Here is a 17,715-nt window from a genome sequence, read left to right as displayed (position 1 = left end):
TGCACAGGCATTAGCCACAGGCCGGTATCGCTACTATCGCTAACGCAGCATCCGTAAGCATTAAACCAACAGGCAACACAAACAAAAAAATCTACGTAATCAATCCCCTAATCGGCGTAATCTCAAAAAACAAAACAACCACTCACTTAATCAACTTAATTAACCACTCACCTAAAAACCCTACCTTTGCGCGGTAAACTCAATATTGCATGAGCGAAAAGATCTTAGTGATAGGCGCCAACGGCCAGATCGGTACCGAACTGGTAATGGCTTTGAGAAATATACACGGGGCCGAAACGGTTATAGCTTCGGATATTAACAGCCCAACATATGCTATGCGTGGCAGCAGCGGGCCATTTGAATTAATCAATGTACTTGATAAAGACAACCTGCACCACATATTTGATAAGCACCGCCCAACACAAGTTTACCTGTTAGCTGCCATTCTTTCGGCAGTAGGCGAGCAAAAACCCAAAATGGCCTGGGACCTGAATATGACCGGTTTGCTGCATGTGCTTGATTTTGCAGTTGAGTTTAAAGTAAGTAAAGTTTTTTGGCCAAGCTCAATAGCGGTTTTCGGTCCGCATTCGCCGCAGCATAATACGCCGCAGTATTGTGTAATGGATCCTAACACGGTTTATGGTTTTAGTAAATTGGCCGGCGAGCGCTGGTGCGAATATTATTTTAATAAATACGGTCTTGATGTACGCAGTATCCGTTACCCGGGCCTGATCGGCTGGAAAGCCAATCCGGGCGGCGGCACTACCGATTATGCCGTACATATATTTCACCAGGCATTAAAAACGGGCAGCTATGAAAGCTTTCTGGCCGAAGGGACTGCCCTGCCCATGATGTATATGGATGATGCCATCAGGGCTACCATCAGTTTGATGGATGCACCTGCCGAACAGATCAGCATCCGCTCATCATATAACCTGGCTGGCATTAGCTTTACGCCCGAACAACTGGCGGCTGAAATCAAAAAACTGATCCCTAAATTTGAAATCAGTTACAGTAATAACGACCCGCGACAAGCCATCGCCGATAGCTGGCCAAAGTCAATAGATGACAGTTACGCGCAAAACGACTGGGGCTGGAAACTGGAATATGACTTACCAAAAATGGTGGCCGACATGTTGACCAATTTGAAAACGATAATTTAAGGTTAAAGGCGAAAGGATAAAGGTTTTTATCCGTCATTATATAAACAAATATTATATTTACCGCCTTGTCTTTATAAGGCAAAGCTTTGTAATACAACAAGGTTGATCTATCACTATCAACCATGAACAATGAACTAAAAAAACATGGGAAGAGCATTTGAATTCCGCAAAGAAAGAAAGTTTAAGCGCTGGGCCAAAATGGCAGTGCAGTTTACCCGTTTAGGTAAGGAAATTGTAATGGCTGTAAAAGCCGGCGGCGGCGATGTTAACACCAATTCGCGCTTACGTACCGCGGTGCAAAACGCCAAGGCCGTAAACATGCCTAAAGACCGTGTTGAAGCCGCCATTAAACGCGCCAGCAGCCGCGACGAAAAAGATTACGAAGAGCTTGTTTACGAAGGTTACGCGCCTTACGGGGTTGCCGTGTTGGTTGAAACCGCTACCGATAATACTAACCGTACTGTTGCCAACGTACGCAGCTACTTTACCAAATACGGTGGCTCATTAGGCAAAACCGGCTCGCTTGATTTTATCTTTACCCGTAAATCAGTTTTCACTTTTGAGCCGGGCGACCGCGACCTGGAAGAGCTTGAACTTGAATTGATAGACGCAGGTTTGGAAGAAATATTTGTTGAAGCCGATGAAAATGGCAACGATATTGCGGTAATCCATACAGCTTTTGAAGATTTTGGTAAAATGCAGAAAGCGTTGGAAGAAATGGGTATCGAAGTAAAATCGGCCAAGCTGGAGCGTATCCCGCAGTCATTCCATGCTGTAAGCGAAGAGCAGGTGCCTGAAATTATGAAACTGATTGACCGTTTGGAAGAAGACGACGACGTGCAGGCTGTTTACCATAATATGGCGGAGTAATCCTGGTATCGGATTCCGGAATTTCGATTTCGATTTAGTTCCACTCAAACAATAAACACCATGTCATTGCGAGCGATAGCGTAGCAATCGCACAGAAGCATCATCGCTCTGTACAGCATGCGATTGCTTCGTCGTTCCTCCTCGCAATGACATAAAGAAGAAACATCATGCCACTATTCAACACACGTAAAGGAGAAAAAAAAGTAAAGGTTACCTTTGCCAACGGCCTTCTTTTTGTAGAAACTGATGGTGGCAAGCCGCAGGCTTTCCCGTTGGAATGGTTTCCACAGTTATTAAACGCTACCGATGAGGAACGTGAAGACTGGAGCCAAACCGAAAAAGGCATCCGTTTTAACAAGCTGGCTGTGGATGTAACACTATAAGATTTGAGATATGAGACGTGAGATATGAGACAAGGCTCTAAACCTTCAATTATCTCAAATCTCATATCTAACATCTCATATCTAAACAAAAATGGTTTTTGAAGAATTTTTAAAGAAGAAAAGAATTGACCTTGTAGCGCTTGAACAGGGCGAACCGGCATTGTTTTCTGAATTTAAAGACCATTTTGAACAAATGGGCGAAAAAAGTTTTGACCATACCAAAAAATACTGGTTTAATAAACTAAGGCGGCGGTTCCCGGTTCCGCTTGAAGTTAAAACCGAAAAAGCACATATCAAAAACCCGCTTGCCGAACAAACCATAACCGAAAGTTTAACAGAACCCGCTACGCCGGGCAAAGTTGGCTTTACGCCGAAGTTCCGTCCGGCTGCACCAAAACCTGCAGCTCCAGCCGAAGAATCTATACAACGGGCAGTTGAACCCCCAACGTCAGAAGCTTCATCCCCTGAAACTGCCCCCAAACCAACGTTCAAGCCTCGCTTTAACCCGGCTATGGCAAAAGCTAAACCAGCAGTAAGCGAAGCATCACCTGAAAACGAAAAGGAACAACAAGCTGGGGCTCCTGCAACAGAAACACCTGCACCAACTGCCAAACCGGGCTTTAAACCACGTTTCAACGCTGCCATGGTAAAACCCAAACCAGCTGAAACAGAAACACAGGCAGAAGACAAAAAGGAAGACACTCCGACAACTCCACCTGCGGATGCACCAGCAGCTAAAATGGAATTTAAACCACGCTTTAATGCCAGTATGGTAAAACCCAAACCGGTAGAAAATGAAGCGCCTGCTGAAGAGAAAAAAGAGGATGCTCCGTCTGAAGAGCTTCAAACGCCGGTAACCGAAGCACCTGCCCCTAAAGTGGGATTCAAGCCACGCTTCAACGCCGCTATGATGAACCCTAAACCGGCTGAATCGGAACAACCAGTTGAAGAGGCAAAACCATCAGCCGAGATTCCGCAACCAACGATTGAAGAAGTAAAACCGGGTTCTGAACCTCCCGCACCAAAGCTTGGCTTTAAACCACGCTTTAATGCAGCTGCAATGAAGCCGACAGTTCCTGAAGCCGAAGCATCCGCAGAAGATAAAAAAGAGGATACGCCAACTGAAGAACCTCAGTCGCCGGCTAAAGAAGCTCCCGCACCTAAATTGGGATTCAAGCCACGTTTTAACGCCAAAAATCTTCCCAAGAAATCAGAAGGGGACGAATAGGTCGATAACTTTCAACAAATTTATTGTCATTTCGAGCGAGGAGCGAGTGAGAAATCTTATACTCCCTGCTGAGCAAACATGCTTATCGGACTTGCGTGGTATATAAGATTTCTCTTTCGCCCCAGCGCTATTGCCCACCTCTGCTCAATCGAAAGGACATTTTTTTTAAAGCAATTTTCATTTTGTTTAGCGTGACCGCCCTGTATAGCATGCGATTGCTTCGTCTTCCCTCCTCAATGATATGATTTTTGTGTTACCCGCCTCTACTTACTATGCGAAAACAACCAATGCAACAGATCAGGCTCGTTGAACGCGTTGTCCCAACTATTGTGCCCTACACCTGGATAAAGCGTAAACCGCGGCTTGCCTCCCGCCTCTTTAATAGCATCAACCATTACCTGCGAATGATCGGCAGGTACTACCGGGTCATTATTACCGTGAAAGATCCAGAGCGGAACTTTTTTAGCGTATTTCTTTGCGTTCAGCGTATTATCGCCGCCGCAAATGGCAAAGGCTGCTGCAAATACTTTAGGTTCACGGCCAATGATTTCAAATGTCCCCATACCACCCATGCTCAGGCCCCCCACATAAACTTTATGCTTATCAACAAATGGTTTCTCCAAAAACTGGTCTACAAGCCCCATGAGCATGATCATAGCCATTGTTGGCGGTGCATCTTCCTGAAAAATGAATTTGCGCTTATTGGTTGCCGAATCCGTAACCTGCTTTACATTGCTCCAATAACTTTTTGCCGGGCATTGCGGAAAAACAACGATGGACTCGTATAACTCCCTGCAGCTGTCCTGCAAAAACCGTTGTGCCCCATAAGCCAGTTGCGACTCATTATTGTTTCCCCGTTCGCCCGAACCGTGTAATACAAACAATAAAGGGTACTTTTGACCCGGATTAAAATGCTTTGGAAATAAAATTCGGTATGGTAGTGTGTCTACTTTAAAAATAAAGCTGCCCCTGTCAAACGAGGTCAAATTTTGGGATCTGGCTAAAAAAGAGAATGCTAAGAGCAAGCTTAGCATTCCTGTAATTCGTATTACTTTAATCATGGGTTAAATACTTCTTTGTTTTACAACCGGCGTGATTGCCACCCGGGCTTCAAAACAAATTTAACCTCTTTAACGGCCTTTTGTTTATTTTTTATGCCGAATTAATTTTTCACGATAGCGGGGCTTTCAAAACCCAGTTTTTTCAAACCACCCTGAACCTCGGGGCAGCTCATGAAAAGTTTCCAGAGCAAACCGGTCCGGTAGTTTTCAATCATCACAATGATCGGGCCCTGGTCGATGGCCAAATAGGAGTTGGCGTACCAGTTATGCGATTCGCTGAAGGCATCGGTAAAGCCATACTCGCCCCAGATCTTATCGCCCAGGTCATAATAAAAATGGCGCAACGCTTTCATCGAATATTCCGGGGTGTATGGGAATGCGGATAGCGCGGCCGTAGGCGTAATTACGCCGAGGTCGTTAGTTGGCGAATGTGCATTGTACCCCTCAAAGTTATCGCTGGCAGTTAATCCCCAGCAATTTTCACCGTAGCCCTTAAATTTTTTAGGATTATCAACACAGTAAGCGTGATTGATCAGGGTGTGATTTTTGTTTTGTTCCCAGTAGTCGGCATATTCGTCCTTTAATCCCTTAGGATTAAGGCCCAGGAAAGAATATTGCGAGAAGAATAGCGGACCGCCATAATCAAAACCAAGCGGCAGTTTAAAACCATAAAAAGTTCTGCCGTTTTTAAAGAAATCGCTTTGCGCCCAACCATTATGGTAAACATTGGCACTAACGGGGTAACGTTCGGCAGATGCGGCAAGCACGTAAGTGATCAAACATTCGTTAAAACCGTGGATCGGGAAGTTCATGGCCCAGCCATTGTTCGGGCTCCAGTGCCAGTAAAGGTAGTCGCGGCCATCGCGGGTAAACCAGCTCCATTCCATTTCGCCCCACATCCAGTTAATCACATCGCGGATTCGGCGTTCCTTAGGATCATCGGCAGTAAAATATTGTCTTGCACACAATAAACCCTGAAAAAGATAAGCCGATTCCACAATGTCAGCCCCATCATCTTTACGGCCAAAGCGGATCACTTTACCGGTTTCGCCGTTTAACCAATGTGGGAAAGCACCATGAAAAGCATCGGCCTTGTATAAAAAGTTAACGATCTTCACCATACGGTCAACCGCCTGCTCATGGGTGATCCATTTGCGGCTATCAGCCACAATGAGCGACATGATACCAAATCCCGAACCACCGGTAGTTACCACCTCGTTACCGTAATCAAAAGAAGTGTTGCTGCGCTCCCTGGCCAGACCGCTCACCGGGTGACCAAAGTCCCAGAAATAACGGAACGTTTGGCGCTGCACCACATCAAGCAAAGCACTATCCGTAAGGTTTTTGATAATACCTACAGGCTTAATGCCGTCTTCTGTTTTTTTTGTTTGCTTTTGGGCAAAAGCGCTCAGTACAAGCATCATTAACAAGGAGGATAATATTAGTTTTTTCATTTAATATATCATTAATCACATTATAAGTTTGGTCCTCTAAAGCCTAAATTCTTCATTCCCGTTTTTATTTCCGGCGCGCTCATGAAAAGTCTCCAGAGTAACCCGCTTCTGTAGTTTTCGGTCATAACCACGATAGGACCCTGGTCAATAGCCAGGTACGAATTGGCAAACCAGGGGTTGGTTAAGTTAAAAGCATCATAAAAGCCATATTGGCCCCATAACTTATCACCAAGGGTATAATAAAAAAAGTGTAAGGCAGCCATCGATTGGGTTGGTGTATAAGGCAATGACGCAATTGCGGCAGTTGGCGCTATAACCCCTACATCATTAGTTGGTGAGCTTGCCGTATACCCTCCGTCAATATCGCTCGCTGTTAATCCCCAGCAGTTGGCGCTATAACCGCCATTACCCAGGGGATTAGCCACACAATAGTTGTAATTGATCATGGCGTGAGCTTTGGTTTGCGTTTCGTAGTTGGCATAAGCATCTGTTAAACCTGTTGGGTTAATACCCAAAAATGAGTAATGCTCAAAAAACAATGGTCCTCCCCTGTCAGGCCCAAGCGGAAGGGTTACGCCATAAAAGGTTTTACCATTTTTAATACCGCCGCTACCTGCCCATCCCTGGTCATAAACTGTCTTTGGGATGTTGTGTGTTGTTGACGACGCTCCGAGTACATAAACAATAAGAGCCTCATTCCAACCGGTTATTTTCATGTTGATAGCCCAGCCCTGATCTGGGCTCCAATGCCAGTACAGCGCATTCTGATCATTTTGCCTAAACCAATCCCACTCCACACCATTCCATAAAGTATTGATGTCTGCACGCAATTGAGTTTCGGCTGCATTGGCCGAGCTGAAATATTGTCGGGCAGTGATTAATCCCTGCATCAGGTATGATGTTTCAACCAGGTCGGCCCCGTTATCCTGCGTGCTGAATGGCACTATCGCACCTGTAGCGCCGTTTAGCCAATGCGGAAACGCGCCATGAAACTTTTGAGCTTTGGTATTTAAAAAGCTCACTATTTTCTGCATCCGGGCCAGGCCGTCGGCGTAAGAGATATAGCCGCGGCTTATACCTGCAACAATAGCCATAATGCCAAAACCCGACCCTCCCGAAGTAACTACATCGCCCGATGAGTTACGTTCGCGGGCAAGGCCGCTGGTGGGATGGCCAAAATCATAAAAATATTTAAGTGTTTGCCTTTCAACCAGATCAAGCAATTGTTCATCGGTTATGGTCGGAAACTTTGCAGTACTGTCTATTGCGGTAGTAAGCTGTACCTCAAGTGCCGATTGCAGATTACTGCCTTTTGCAGATTTTAAAGCCGTTGAAACTTTAAGTGAGTATTGCGTAATGGGCAAAAGCCCCGTAGGCGTTATCACAACGGTACTATCATGATGCTGAAAAGCCACACTATAAGCTGCAGCTGCTCCGGCTTTAGTAGCAAGACTAACACTCCCCGTTACTGAAGCCTGGCCAAGCGGGGTTGAAAATGAAATAGCTATAGCCGGCTTTGCATTTACGTTTGTATAACTGAAACCGCTGGCCTGTCCATTAACTTTAAGTGTGCTGAAAGTAAATGACGATGACACAGGGATAACCGGATCGGGGTTGCTTTTTGAGCTTTTACCGCAGGCAAAAAACAAAACGATGGCTCCAAATACCAAATTGCTTTTAGTATTCATCATTGTAGAGAGGGTGTAAAAAGGTTGCCTGCCCCCAGGCAGGACAACCCAAATCAATCAACTGTGTGTTATCTTCCGGCAGCTTCGAGGTTGTACAGGGCCGAAACCTGCGATGCTGTAAGCGCTTTATTATAAAACCTGATATTATCTAAAGTGCCTGTAACATAGCCTGCCCAACCCTGTGCACCTGTATTTGCGGTAAGCGAAGGCGTGGTTTGAAACTGTAAAGTACCGAATACCATTTTCGCAGCCTTGCTCCAATCCATCGGTGCAAAACCGGTAACTGTGTTTTTACCAGCCTGCGCGCCGTTGTAATAAACATAAATGGTTGAGCTTGCCGCATCAAACGAAACGGTTACGTTGATCCATTTATTCCATGGATCATCTACGCTGTAGCCACCCTCCCAGCCATCAACACCGGCCGAGCTGCCTGCTACGTTAAAGGCATGCACCTTAAGTACACCTTTTGATGCCGAGCCGCCATTATCGAAAAATATGGCGAGGCTGCCCCAAAAACCGGCACCGCCGGGCTGATCATTTTGAATATCCATTAAACCTATGGCGGCGTTGTTCTGAGGCATATTCACCCAGATACTGGCAGTAAAACTTTTCAACGCTTTAATACCGGCAGGGGTATCATAAAGCGCGTAAGCGCTGGCTGCTCCTTTTAAGCCGTTACCGTTTAAACCTTTGGCAAAACTGGTTCCGGTGGCAACACCGGTACCACCTGCAATGCTATCGGCCAGGTTGGTTGTGAATGGGTAATATGCCACAAGGCTGGCCGGCTCGATATCTTTACTGCTGCTGTAACCGCCATAAGTTGGCAACGGTTTTGACGGCGCGTACGATTTAGCGTCGAAGCTTTTTTGGCACGATGTAATCCCGGCACACGCTACAGCACCGGCCAGCAGAGTTGCTTTTATTTTATTGTTAAGTAGTAATTTCATTGTTGCTGAATTTTTGATGATCAATAACCCGGATTTTGTGTTAAGGTGCCGCCACTAATGTCAATTTCATTTTGCGGCACAGGCCATACCTCATTTTTGCCAGCCTTCCAGCCTCGTGAACCAAATACGGCAGCGCCTCGTCCCTGGCGGATCACGTCAAAATAGCGGTCAAACTCCATAGCAAATTCAACACGGCGCTCTTTGTATATAGCGGCGCGTAAATCGGCCTGTCCTGTAACTGTTACCTTAGGCAATATAGCCGCGTTGCCGGCCCTTGCGCGGGCGCGAACCAACTCAAGCGATGCTAAGGCAGGTGCTGAGTTACCTAACTCATTATTGGCTTCGGCATTCATCAGCAACACATCAGCATAGCGCAAAACAATTTTATTTTGCTGACAGCCTTCGTTAAAACCAGATACATACAGGCCAAATGGCACGTACGATTTCTGATTGTACATCGGGTTATCGCCATCGGCCGGGATCTTATCACCTTCGGGCGTAGTTTCACCGCGGAAGATGATGGTAGCATCACGGCGTGGATCGCCTGTTTCATAGGCAGCCGCCAGATCGGCAGTTGGTACATTAAAGCCCCAGCCGCCGCCTGTTGAGCCACGTACGCCTTGTACCTGCGAATACTGAGAATTAGAAGCATCCGGGTTATTAGGTACCAGCATGCACTGTACCTCGAAAATGGATTCCTGGTTATTCTTGTGCGTAGTGCGGAACAACTGCTCATAATCAGGATACAGCGAATAACCCAATCCCATTACCTGGGTAGTATAGGTAACCACATCGGTCCATTTTTTTTGATACAGGGCTGCTTTTGCATGTAAAGCAAGCGCGGCGCCTTTGGTAGCATGTCCTATATCGGCCGAAGCGTATGATTGCGGTAAAACCGATGCCGCATCATTCAAATCGCTTTCAATAGCTGCCCAAACCTGCGCCTTTGCAGTACGTGGAAGGTTGTAATCAGATGCATTTTTGGGTAACGATAAACGCAGCGGCACATCACCGAAAGCGCGTACCAGCCTGAAATAAGCATAAGCGCGGATAAATTTGGCTTCGGCAAGGTATCTTGCTTTCAGGCCCTGATCCATAGTTATGCCGGGCACGTTGCCCAGTATTTGGTTGGCGAAGTTGATGGTTTGATACTGACCTGCCCAAAAATCGGAAACCTGGCCTTCGCCTGCTGTAACCGTAAAATTGTGAAAGTTGTTCATAAAGGTAGCATCGGTAGGGCTGCTGCCTTTTTCTGCATCGTCCGATCCCATGCTTTCAACAGCTATCGGGGCAAAGGCGATGTTTTTCCACTCGCGCAGGTTTGCGTACATGGCATTTACGGCCTTGGTAGCATCATCCTGTGTTTTCCAAAACTGTGTGGCAGATTGATTACCCGCCGGGGCCACATTTAAGAAGCTTTTTTTACAAGCCTGAAATGATATTGCGGATGCAACGAGGCCTAAAATAACAGCCTTTTGCAATAAAGTTTTTTTACTGTTTTTCATCTTTATATTGATTAAAAAGTAACGTTAACACCAAAATTGTAGGTTGCGTATAATGGATACACATTAGCATCGATACCCATATTGCCTATAGAGCCGCCAACTTCGGGGCTAAAGCCTTTGTAGCCGAAAAAGTTAAGGGCGTTTTGAGCGTTGGCAAACAGCCTGACTTTTTGAATTTTCCATTTGCTTAAGATGCTGCCCGGCAAGGTATAACCCAACTGCGCATTTCTGAGCCTGAAGTAGGCACCGCTTTCTACATAAAATGAGTTAGGTTTTGCATTGTCTGTCGAGCCCACGTTTACTGATGGATAGGTATTTGAAGTACCCGGGCCATGCCAGCGATGATCAAAAAAATCTTTAGTGAAGTTTTCGTTACCAAAACGGTAAGCAATATTGGCGTTATAAACACTTACATCGGCAGTACCCTGAAAATCCAGAGCCAGGTCAAAGTTTCGGTAAGTGAACGAGGTATTGATACCGTAGTTATATTTTGGCAGCGGGCTACCTAAAACTACGCGGTCTTTGCTATCAATTACACCATCATTATTGGTGTCCTGGTATTTAAAGTCGCCAGGTTTGGCGCTGGTTTGTTTTGATGCCGCAACTTCCTGTGGCGTTTGGAAAATACCGGTTACCTGGTAACCATAAAACTCGCCGATGGGCTGACCAACCACAGTACGGGTAGCCAACTGACCATTGGCAATGCCGTTACCGCCCTGGTAAATAGGAATATTTCCTGATAATACATTTAACACTTTATTGGTGTTAATGCCAAGGTTAGCGCTGATGCTGTAATAAAAATCCTTGGTAGCCTGGTCTTTCCAACTTAATAAGAACTCGACGCCGCGGTTTTGGATGGTAGCCTGGTTGCCAAGCACTACGCCGCCATTTGTACCCAACGATCCAAGTATTGGAAGAGGATAGATGGCATCTTTGGTTTTACGATCATAATAATCAGCCTCAAACGATAATTTGCTATTAAGAATCGCACCCTCTATACCAAAATCGGTCGATTGGGTTTTTTCCCAAAATATAGTTGGCGGTACTACTGTGTTAACGCTTGCACCAGGGAACGTTGTTTGAGGTGTGCCAAATATCGCTGTTAAGTAAGGATCGGCAGATACGGTTAGGATGCTCGGGTTAATAGGTACACCTGAGTTACCTACTTTACCCCAGCTGGCACGTAATTTTAAAGTGTTAAACACCTTCTGATCTTTCATAAAATCCTCGTTGGTGATAACCCAGCCACCGCCTACCGACGGAAAGTACCCGTAGGTATGGTCGCCGTAAAACTGCGATGCACCATCGCGGCGTATAGAGGCGTTTAAGAGATATTTATCTTTAAACGAATAGTTAACACGCGCAAATTGCGACAAAGCGCGGGTATATACCTGCGAGCCCGGAGTAGCGTAATAAGTTACCTTAGCCGTATCAGGGAACGAACCGCGCTGGCTGCCGCTACCAACGTAAGGTACATTTTGCGCATGCGCATCTAACTGTTTGGTACGATAATTTTGCGCGCTGTAACCTAATAAAGCGGTTATTTTATGATCCTTGATTTTCACATCGTAGGTAAGTGTGTTTTCCCAGATCCAGTTACGGGTTTCGCTGTGGTTAACATCCAGGTTTGATACAAGGCTTTTTTGTGCAAATGTGGCGGCATAAACCGGAGTGTATCCTCTAACTTCGGCCTGACCTATATCGCCGCCAAAGCTTGTTTTAAATTTAAAGTTTTTGAGAAAAGATACTTCACCATACCCATTGTAAGTAAAGCGCATGTTTCTTGATTTCTGATTGAAAAAATCAAGTGTAGCCTGCGGGTTATAGTTATTACCATCACCTGTATGGTAATCGTTAGGATCGCCATAAGCACCATCTTTATAATAAACAGGTAAGGTTGGAGCCACACCAAACAACTGATGGAAAATTCCGCCGTTTACATCGGCCGATTTCCCGGATAAACCACTTAATGTATATCCCAATTTAAGCCCTTTTACAGGTTTAAAATCGTTTGATAAGTGAAGTGTGTAACGCCTGTAATTGTTTGTTTTAGCCAAACCATCCTGGTCAAGGTAACCGAATGAAAGGTGGTATGTTACCTTTTCGGTGCCTCCGCTTACTGAAAGTTCATGATTTGTTACGAAAGCATTGCGTAAGATTTGCCCATACCAATCAGTACCTTTTCCGTAGCTTGCCGGATCGCTGAATAATACCGGGCTTACGTTATTAGAAGTATAAAGCTCATTAATAGCCGTTGCGTACTCGGTAGCATTAGCCATTTTTACCTGGTTGGTAACCGACTGCCAGCCTGCATAACCGTTATAATTAATAACAGGTTTGCCTTTGACCCCGCGCTTGGTTGTAACCAGTACAACACCGTTGGCTGCACGGATACCATAAATAGCAGTACTTGAGGCATCTTTTAAAATAGAGATATTCTCGATATCCTGCGGGTTAAGAAAACTGATATCATCATACCAAACCCCGTCAACCACAAACAATGGGCTTACATTACCAAATACAGTACCTAAACCGCGAATACTTACCGCAGGTGAAGCGCCCGGAGAACCGCTGTTGGTGATCTGCACACCGGCAACCTTACCCTGTAAACCGCTTATTGGGTTTACCGAAGCCTGTTTTGAAATTTCGGTACCTTTTACCGATGCTACCGAACCGGTAACATCAAGCTTACGCTGAGTGCCGTAACCAACCACAACAACCTGTGCCAATTCGTTTGCTTGTGCCTGCAGCGTTACATTCAATGTGGTTTGTTCGTTTACCGGTACAGACTTGGTTGCATAACCGATATAAGTAATGGTTAAGATTCCATTTTTTGATGCCTTAATTGAGTAAAGGCCGTTAACATCTGTTTGGGTCCCGTTAGTTGTTCCTTTTTCTTGTACCGATACGCCTATCAAGGCTTCGCCGGTAGCAGCGTCGGTTATTTTTCCTTTTACTGTAACGTTTTGTGCAAACGCAGCGTCAAAAGAAAAAAGAAGCAATAACATCAACCCTGAAATAGTAAAAATTCTTTTCATAGTGGTTAATTAAATAAAAAGCGGATTAGAAATAATTGGTTTATTATTCTACAAAGCTGAACAGATAATGTTTTCTTAACAAATATTGATACTCAACATTAATACATCATCATAAAAATACTTTCTCAAGAGCAATTTTATTAATCTGCAATGAACTGACAATTAAATATATACATACAAAAAGCATATACCATACATACTACACAACCGGCTACACCGGATTGATGTATTAAAGACACGATGAGAGGTAATGATGTAGTATTAAAGCTCAATGAGAAACTCGGTTAGGTTTTTATCATGCTCCAGATTGAGCTTTTTGCGCAGCCGGTAACGACGAATTTCGACACCCCGCAAAGAGATGTTGAGCAGTGACGCTATCTCCTTACTATTCATATTCATGCGCAGGTACGCGCATAGCTTAAGGTCATTTGGCACCAGGTCGGGGTGACCGGCTTTTAATTTTTTAAAGAAATTTTCGTGCGCTTCGTTAAAACTGGTTTCAAAAATGTTCCAGTCACGCTCATCGCTCATGCCTTCATCAATCACTTTTTGGATACGGCGCAATTGCTCGTCGGCAAGCTTCTTACCGTCGCCCCCCTTGAGGTGGGTTAACTCGTCGCTTATTTTTTGCAGCAATTCATTTTTATAAACTATGTTCATGGCCGAATTTGCGAGTTCACGGCTTTTACTGGCCAGGTCGGCTTGCAGCTGCTCGTTCTTTATATTGATGATGTGCTGCTCATTTGCAATAGCTTCCTGCTTCAAAAATTCTTCCTTCTCTTTCTGCAGCTTTTGTTGAATCTGCTGCTGATGTTTTTTCAATTTAAGCCCGTAGTAATACCTGATCACATAAAATAGCAATACAGCCAGCAATACATAAAACACCAGCGCTATTTTGCCGGCATACCATGGCGGCAATACCGTAAAAGTTATTGTTGAAACAGCAGATTGATACTGGTCATTGATCTTAGCCCTCACCTTGAAATTATAGGTACCCTGGTTAAGATTCGTAAACTCCTTTTGGCTTTGCGGCATCCACTCACTCCATTGATGCGAATAGCCTTCCAGATAATACTGAAACCTGATTTTAGCCTGGGTATAATAAGGCAGAGAATAACTTATACGGATGTTATTTTCGGCGTAAGGTATTTCAATGTTATTGTTCTGTTCTGCTGCTTCAGTTATCAACGATACCTTATCGGTAACATTCTCTATCCTCCTGATCAAAACATCAGGTATTTTGATCCTATTGGGCAGTTGAGCATCTGCATCGTTTAATATCACAAACCCGTCATCAACACTTATCAAATAGGTTGAGTTGTTGATACGGTTAATGGTTTCATAATGCTGTACCATCTGTCCGTTCAGGATTGAAAACCTGTTGGTATCGATGGTTAGCTTCCCGGTAACAGACATATCGGCCAAACCAACCCTGCCCTGGTTAATGAACCAGTATTTTTTGCCTATAGCCTTAATGATTTTGCTTGAGGTGGCAAATGTGCCCAGTTTGCTATTAAGCTGCTGATATTTATAAAATCTGTCGGTAATATCATCATACACATAAAAACCCAAATCTGACGAGAAAACCGTGCGGTTGTCGAGATCAAATACATTAATGTTGTAACTACCCGGCAAACCATGTTTTTGGTCGTAATAAACGTGCGATACCACAGTGCGCTGATCGGCGCTTAAAGTGAGCTTATAAATACCCTTATAAGCGTGGCTTACCCAAATTTGACCTTTGGCATCACGTTCAACATAGCGTGAAGGTTCACTGAAACCCGCTAATTTATGGCTGAATTGCCAGTTGCCAGCGGCATCTTTCCGGTAGATCACCAGGCCGGTATAAGTGCCCTGCATGAGCATATCGGGGGCCATTTTCTTAATGGTCCAACCGCCTGTTACATCCGAGATCTTTTTTAACGAAGCTCCGTTTACCTGGTAGGTTCCGTCGTTATGGCCGCACAGCAACCTGTTATCCTGTAAGGACAAATCCCACACCTGCCCCTGCGAACCGGGGATCAGTTTAAAGTCGAATGTTTGAAAGGGGCTGTTATGATTATCGGGCAGCCAATCGCTATAAAATAGTCCCTGATTAGTGCCGAGATAGATCTTCTTATCAAAAATGATACTTGAATAAACCGTACCGAATTTGCCGGTTTTGTCGAAATAAAAATACAAAGGCGAGTTAACCTCAATTCTATCGATACCATTATCCAGTCCGGCCCAAAGGTTTTGGCTGGCATCGGTATAAAGGCTTAACACCGTATTGTTTTGCATACCGCTGGCTTTATTGATATGCTGCACTACACGACCGGCAGTATCAACGATCACAATACCATTAAGAATGGTACCATAGGCGAAATACTTATCGGCGATGGCCGCGCCATTATTCAGCTGGTAGGTTTTTAAAAAATCATTTGCCTGGCTCACCCATGGCTTAACTGTTTTACCATCGTAGATAAATAAACCATTTTTTGCCGTACCGATGAGATATTTACCCTGTTGAAATGGCAAAATAGATAACACACCACTTGCACCTAAAATATTGCTGCCTTCAATATATTCAAGCTTTAAACCTTTAAGCTCAAAAAGCCCTTTTGTTAATTGCTCCACAAAAAAGCGGCTACCACATTTAAAAAGGAACAAATACGGCTCATGCGCTTTTACAACTTCAATTTTACCAGCCGAATAAATATAGATAGCCCCGAATGATTGGAAAAGCACCCTGTTGTTATCGCAATATATTTTCCAGATCTCTTCGGTTACCGGTAAAAAGTTTTTCGGTACCAGGTTAACGAGTGAGGTATATTTTAAAATGCCCTTACCATCGTTATGCCAATAGCCAAATTCACCGTATCCACCGGCATACACCCTGCCCTTGCCATCAGCACTAACTGAGCGTACAATTAAGCCATTGGGCATGTGGTACTGCTGCCAGTATTTACCATCAAAGGTGAGCAGGCCTTCGGCATTACCAAAGTACATGATATCGTGCTCATCGCGCGTTACCGACCAGTTTTGGTTACCAAACTGGTAAAGGGCCTTTGTATAATTTTGCACATACGGCACACCTACGCTCTTAATATCTACCGACCACGCGGGCCAAACCGATATAAAAGCAAGAACTATAATAATACACAGGGTTTTACGCATAGGATGTAGCGGCTCAATTTGCTAAAGTAGTGTTTGTACCCGACAAAATAAAAAAGCCTACCCTTGAGGGTAAGCCTTATATAATTAATTGTGCCACAGCTGTTATACTATTGGCTGCAGTTTATTTTTACTCACATTTACCGGTTGAGGTACTTTTACATAATACCCGGTACCATCATAAACCCGTTTACGCGGATGCTCTTTACAAGCATCGCTGCAGCAGCCGTCCATAGCGGTTCCGCATTCATCGCACTGGGTAAAATGCTCGTTGCACTCGGGATTGGCGCAATTGATCATTTTTGGTGTGGTTTTGCCGCAATTTAAACAGGTTGAAATAACAACCGGGTTCACGCTGTTTACATCAACCGAAAGGCGGTTATCAAATACATAGCATTTGCCCTCAAAATCCTCGCCGCCGGCTTCCTTACCATATTTAATGATACCACCATGCAACTGGTACACTTCCGGGAAACCCTCGTGCAACAATAAGGCCGATGCTTTTTCGCATTTGATGCCACCGGTGCAATATGTCAGGATCTTTTTATCCTTGTATTGTGCAAGCTGATTGATCATATCCGGAAAATCACGGAAGTTATCGATATCGAGCGTTACGGCATTTTTGAACTTGCCTAACGAGTGTTCATAGTTTGAGCGCACATCCAAAACAACAACATCGTCCCTGTCTTTCATAGCCAAAAACTCTTTTGGCTCCAGGTGTTTGCCGGTTTTTTGTTTAGGGTCGATGACATTAGGGTCACGGAGACCTGAGTGTACAATTTCTGACTTATAACGCACATGCATTTTTACAAAGGAAGGCGTATCTACTTCATCAATTTTAAAGTCGATACCGGCAAAACGCTCGTCGGCGTGTACGGTATCCATATAGGTTTTACATGCCTCAACAGTACCAGAAACAGTACCGTTAAGCCCTTCATCGGCCACAATAATGCGCCCGGTTAAACCTAAACTTTTACAAAATTTTAAATGATCGGCAGCAAATTGCTCCGCATTAGCTATTGTTGAATAACAATAGTATAGTAGGGTATTATACATTTTCATAAAATCATTGATACTGCTGCAAACAGTGTTAAATGAGCGGCGCAAATGTAAGATTTTTAGGTGAAAGCTCAAAATGAGGTAAAAGGCAAAAGGTAAAAGGCGAAAGGTAGCTGCAATATTTTAGGCGAAAGGTAGCTAGGACTTTCTGCCTTAGGCAAAAAAC

Annotated in this window: 12 protein-coding genes; 4 read left to right on the top strand and 8 right to left on the bottom strand. The window is 44.5% G+C overall.

The features are described 5' to 3' along the window. Window positions 1–209 precede the first annotated feature (209 nt). The 4 genes from BLS28_RS21470 (at window position 210) to BLS28_RS21455 (ending at window position 3,644) form a co-directional block, all read left to right on the top strand. Window positions 210–1,163, top strand: a complete 954-nt coding sequence (locus tag BLS28_RS21470; protein ID WP_090534131.1) for an NAD-dependent epimerase/dehydratase family protein — start codon at window positions 210–212, stop codon at window positions 1,161–1,163. Between the two features lie 144 nt (window positions 1,164–1,307). Further along, a complete protein-coding gene (locus BLS28_RS21465) occupies window positions 1,308–2,033 on the top strand; it encodes a YebC/PmpR family DNA-binding transcriptional regulator (protein ID WP_091172198.1) in 726 nt (241 codons plus the stop codon). A gap of 167 nt (window positions 2,034–2,200) precedes the next feature. Next, a complete protein-coding gene (locus tag BLS28_RS21460) occupies window positions 2,201–2,416 on the top strand; it encodes a DUF2442 domain-containing protein (protein ID WP_091172196.1) in 216 nt (71 codons plus the stop codon). A gap of 91 nt (window positions 2,417–2,507) precedes the next feature. Further along, a complete protein-coding gene (locus tag BLS28_RS21455; protein ID WP_091172194.1) occupies window positions 2,508–3,644 on the top strand; it encodes a hypothetical protein in 1,137 nt (378 codons plus the stop codon). A gap of 263 nt (window positions 3,645–3,907) precedes the next feature. On the opposite strand, the gene BLS28_RS21450 is transcribed toward BLS28_RS21455, so the two are convergent. From BLS28_RS21450 to trhO, 8 genes are all read right to left on the bottom strand, one after another. Then, window positions 3,908–4,678 carry a carboxylesterase family protein gene (locus BLS28_RS21450; RefSeq protein ID WP_218134494.1) on the bottom strand — a complete coding sequence of 257 codons (771 nt, stop codon included), beginning with the start codon at window positions 4,676–4,678 and terminating at the stop codon, window positions 3,908–3,910. 128 nt (window positions 4,679–4,806) lie between these two features. After that, entirely contained in the window at window positions 4,807–6,159 is a 1,353-nt protein-coding gene (locus BLS28_RS21445) for a glucoamylase family protein (protein WP_218134491.1), read from the bottom strand. Window positions 6,160–6,179: 20 nt separating this feature from the next. Next, on the bottom strand, window positions 6,180–7,850 hold the full coding sequence (locus BLS28_RS21440; protein WP_091172188.1) for a glucoamylase family protein: 1,671 nt from the start codon (window positions 7,848–7,850) through the stop codon (window positions 6,180–6,182). A 65-nt stretch (window positions 7,851–7,915) separates the two neighbouring features. After that, complete coding sequence (locus BLS28_RS21435; protein WP_091172186.1) at window positions 7,916–8,794, bottom strand: LamG-like jellyroll fold domain-containing protein; 879 nt, start codon at window positions 8,792–8,794, stop codon at window positions 7,916–7,918. 20 nt (window positions 8,795–8,814) lie between these two features. After that, window positions 8,815–10,299 carry a RagB/SusD family nutrient uptake outer membrane protein gene (locus BLS28_RS21430; RefSeq protein ID WP_091172183.1) on the bottom strand — a complete coding sequence of 495 codons (1,485 nt, stop codon included), beginning with the start codon at window positions 10,297–10,299 and terminating at the stop codon, window positions 8,815–8,817. Window positions 10,300–10,310: 11 nt separating this feature from the next. After that, window positions 10,311–13,337, bottom strand: coding sequence for a SusC/RagA family TonB-linked outer membrane protein (locus BLS28_RS21425; RefSeq protein WP_091172180.1), 3,027 nt, complete (start codon window positions 13,335–13,337; stop codon window positions 10,311–10,313). A 261-nt stretch (window positions 13,338–13,598) separates the two neighbouring features. Next, window positions 13,599–16,493, bottom strand: coding sequence for a triple tyrosine motif-containing protein (locus BLS28_RS21420; protein ID WP_091172178.1), 2,895 nt, complete (start codon window positions 16,491–16,493; stop codon window positions 13,599–13,601). A gap of 102 nt (window positions 16,494–16,595) precedes the next feature. After that, on the bottom strand, window positions 16,596–17,552 hold the full coding sequence (gene trhO / locus BLS28_RS21415; protein ID WP_091172177.1) for an oxygen-dependent tRNA uridine(34) hydroxylase TrhO: 957 nt from the start codon (window positions 17,550–17,552) through the stop codon (window positions 16,596–16,598). Between the last annotated feature and the right edge of the window lie 163 nt (window positions 17,553–17,715).

It is taken from the genome of Mucilaginibacter gossypii, from assembly GCF_900100945.1.
GTDB classification, from domain to species: Bacteria; Bacteroidota; Bacteroidia; order Sphingobacteriales; family Sphingobacteriaceae; genus Mucilaginibacter; species Mucilaginibacter gossypii.
Note: the sequence above shows the minus strand (reverse complement) of the source record. Positions and strands in the feature narration are given on the sequence as shown.

Coding starts and splice junctions, on each gene's coding strand:
- BLS28_RS21470 (WP_090534131.1), top strand. CDS start 210: ATGAGCGAAAAGATCTTAGTGATAGGCGCCAACGGCCAGATCGGTACC.
- BLS28_RS21465 (WP_091172198.1), top strand. CDS start 1,308: ATGGGAAGAGCATTTGAATTCCGCAAAGAAAGAAAGTTTAAGCGCTGG.
- BLS28_RS21460 (WP_091172196.1), top strand. CDS start 2,201: ATGCCACTATTCAACACACGTAAAGGAGAAAAAAAAGTAAAGGTTACC.
- BLS28_RS21455 (WP_091172194.1), top strand. CDS start 2,508: ATGGTTTTTGAAGAATTTTTAAAGAAGAAAAGAATTGACCTTGTAGCG.
- BLS28_RS21450 (WP_218134494.1), bottom strand. CDS start 4,678: ATGCTAAGCTTGCTCTTAGCATTCTCTTTTTTAGCCAGATCCCAAAAT.
- BLS28_RS21445 (WP_218134491.1), bottom strand. CDS start 6,159: ATGAAAAAACTAATATTATCCTCCTTGTTAATGATGCTTGTACTGAGC.
- BLS28_RS21440 (WP_091172188.1), bottom strand. CDS start 7,850: ATGATGAATACTAAAAGCAATTTGGTATTTGGAGCCATCGTTTTGTTT.
- BLS28_RS21435 (WP_091172186.1), bottom strand. CDS start 8,794: ATGAAATTACTACTTAACAATAAAATAAAAGCAACTCTGCTGGCCGGT.
- BLS28_RS21430 (WP_091172183.1), bottom strand. CDS start 10,299: ATGAAAAACAGTAAAAAAACTTTATTGCAAAAGGCTGTTATTTTAGGC.
- BLS28_RS21425 (WP_091172180.1), bottom strand. CDS start 13,337: ATGAAAAGAATTTTTACTATTTCAGGGTTGATGTTATTGCTTCTTTTT.
- BLS28_RS21420 (WP_091172178.1), bottom strand. CDS start 16,493: ATGCGTAAAACCCTGTGTATTATTATAGTTCTTGCTTTTATATCGGTT.
- trhO (WP_091172177.1), bottom strand. CDS start 17,552: ATGAAAATGTATAATACCCTACTATACTATTGTTATTCAACAATAGCT.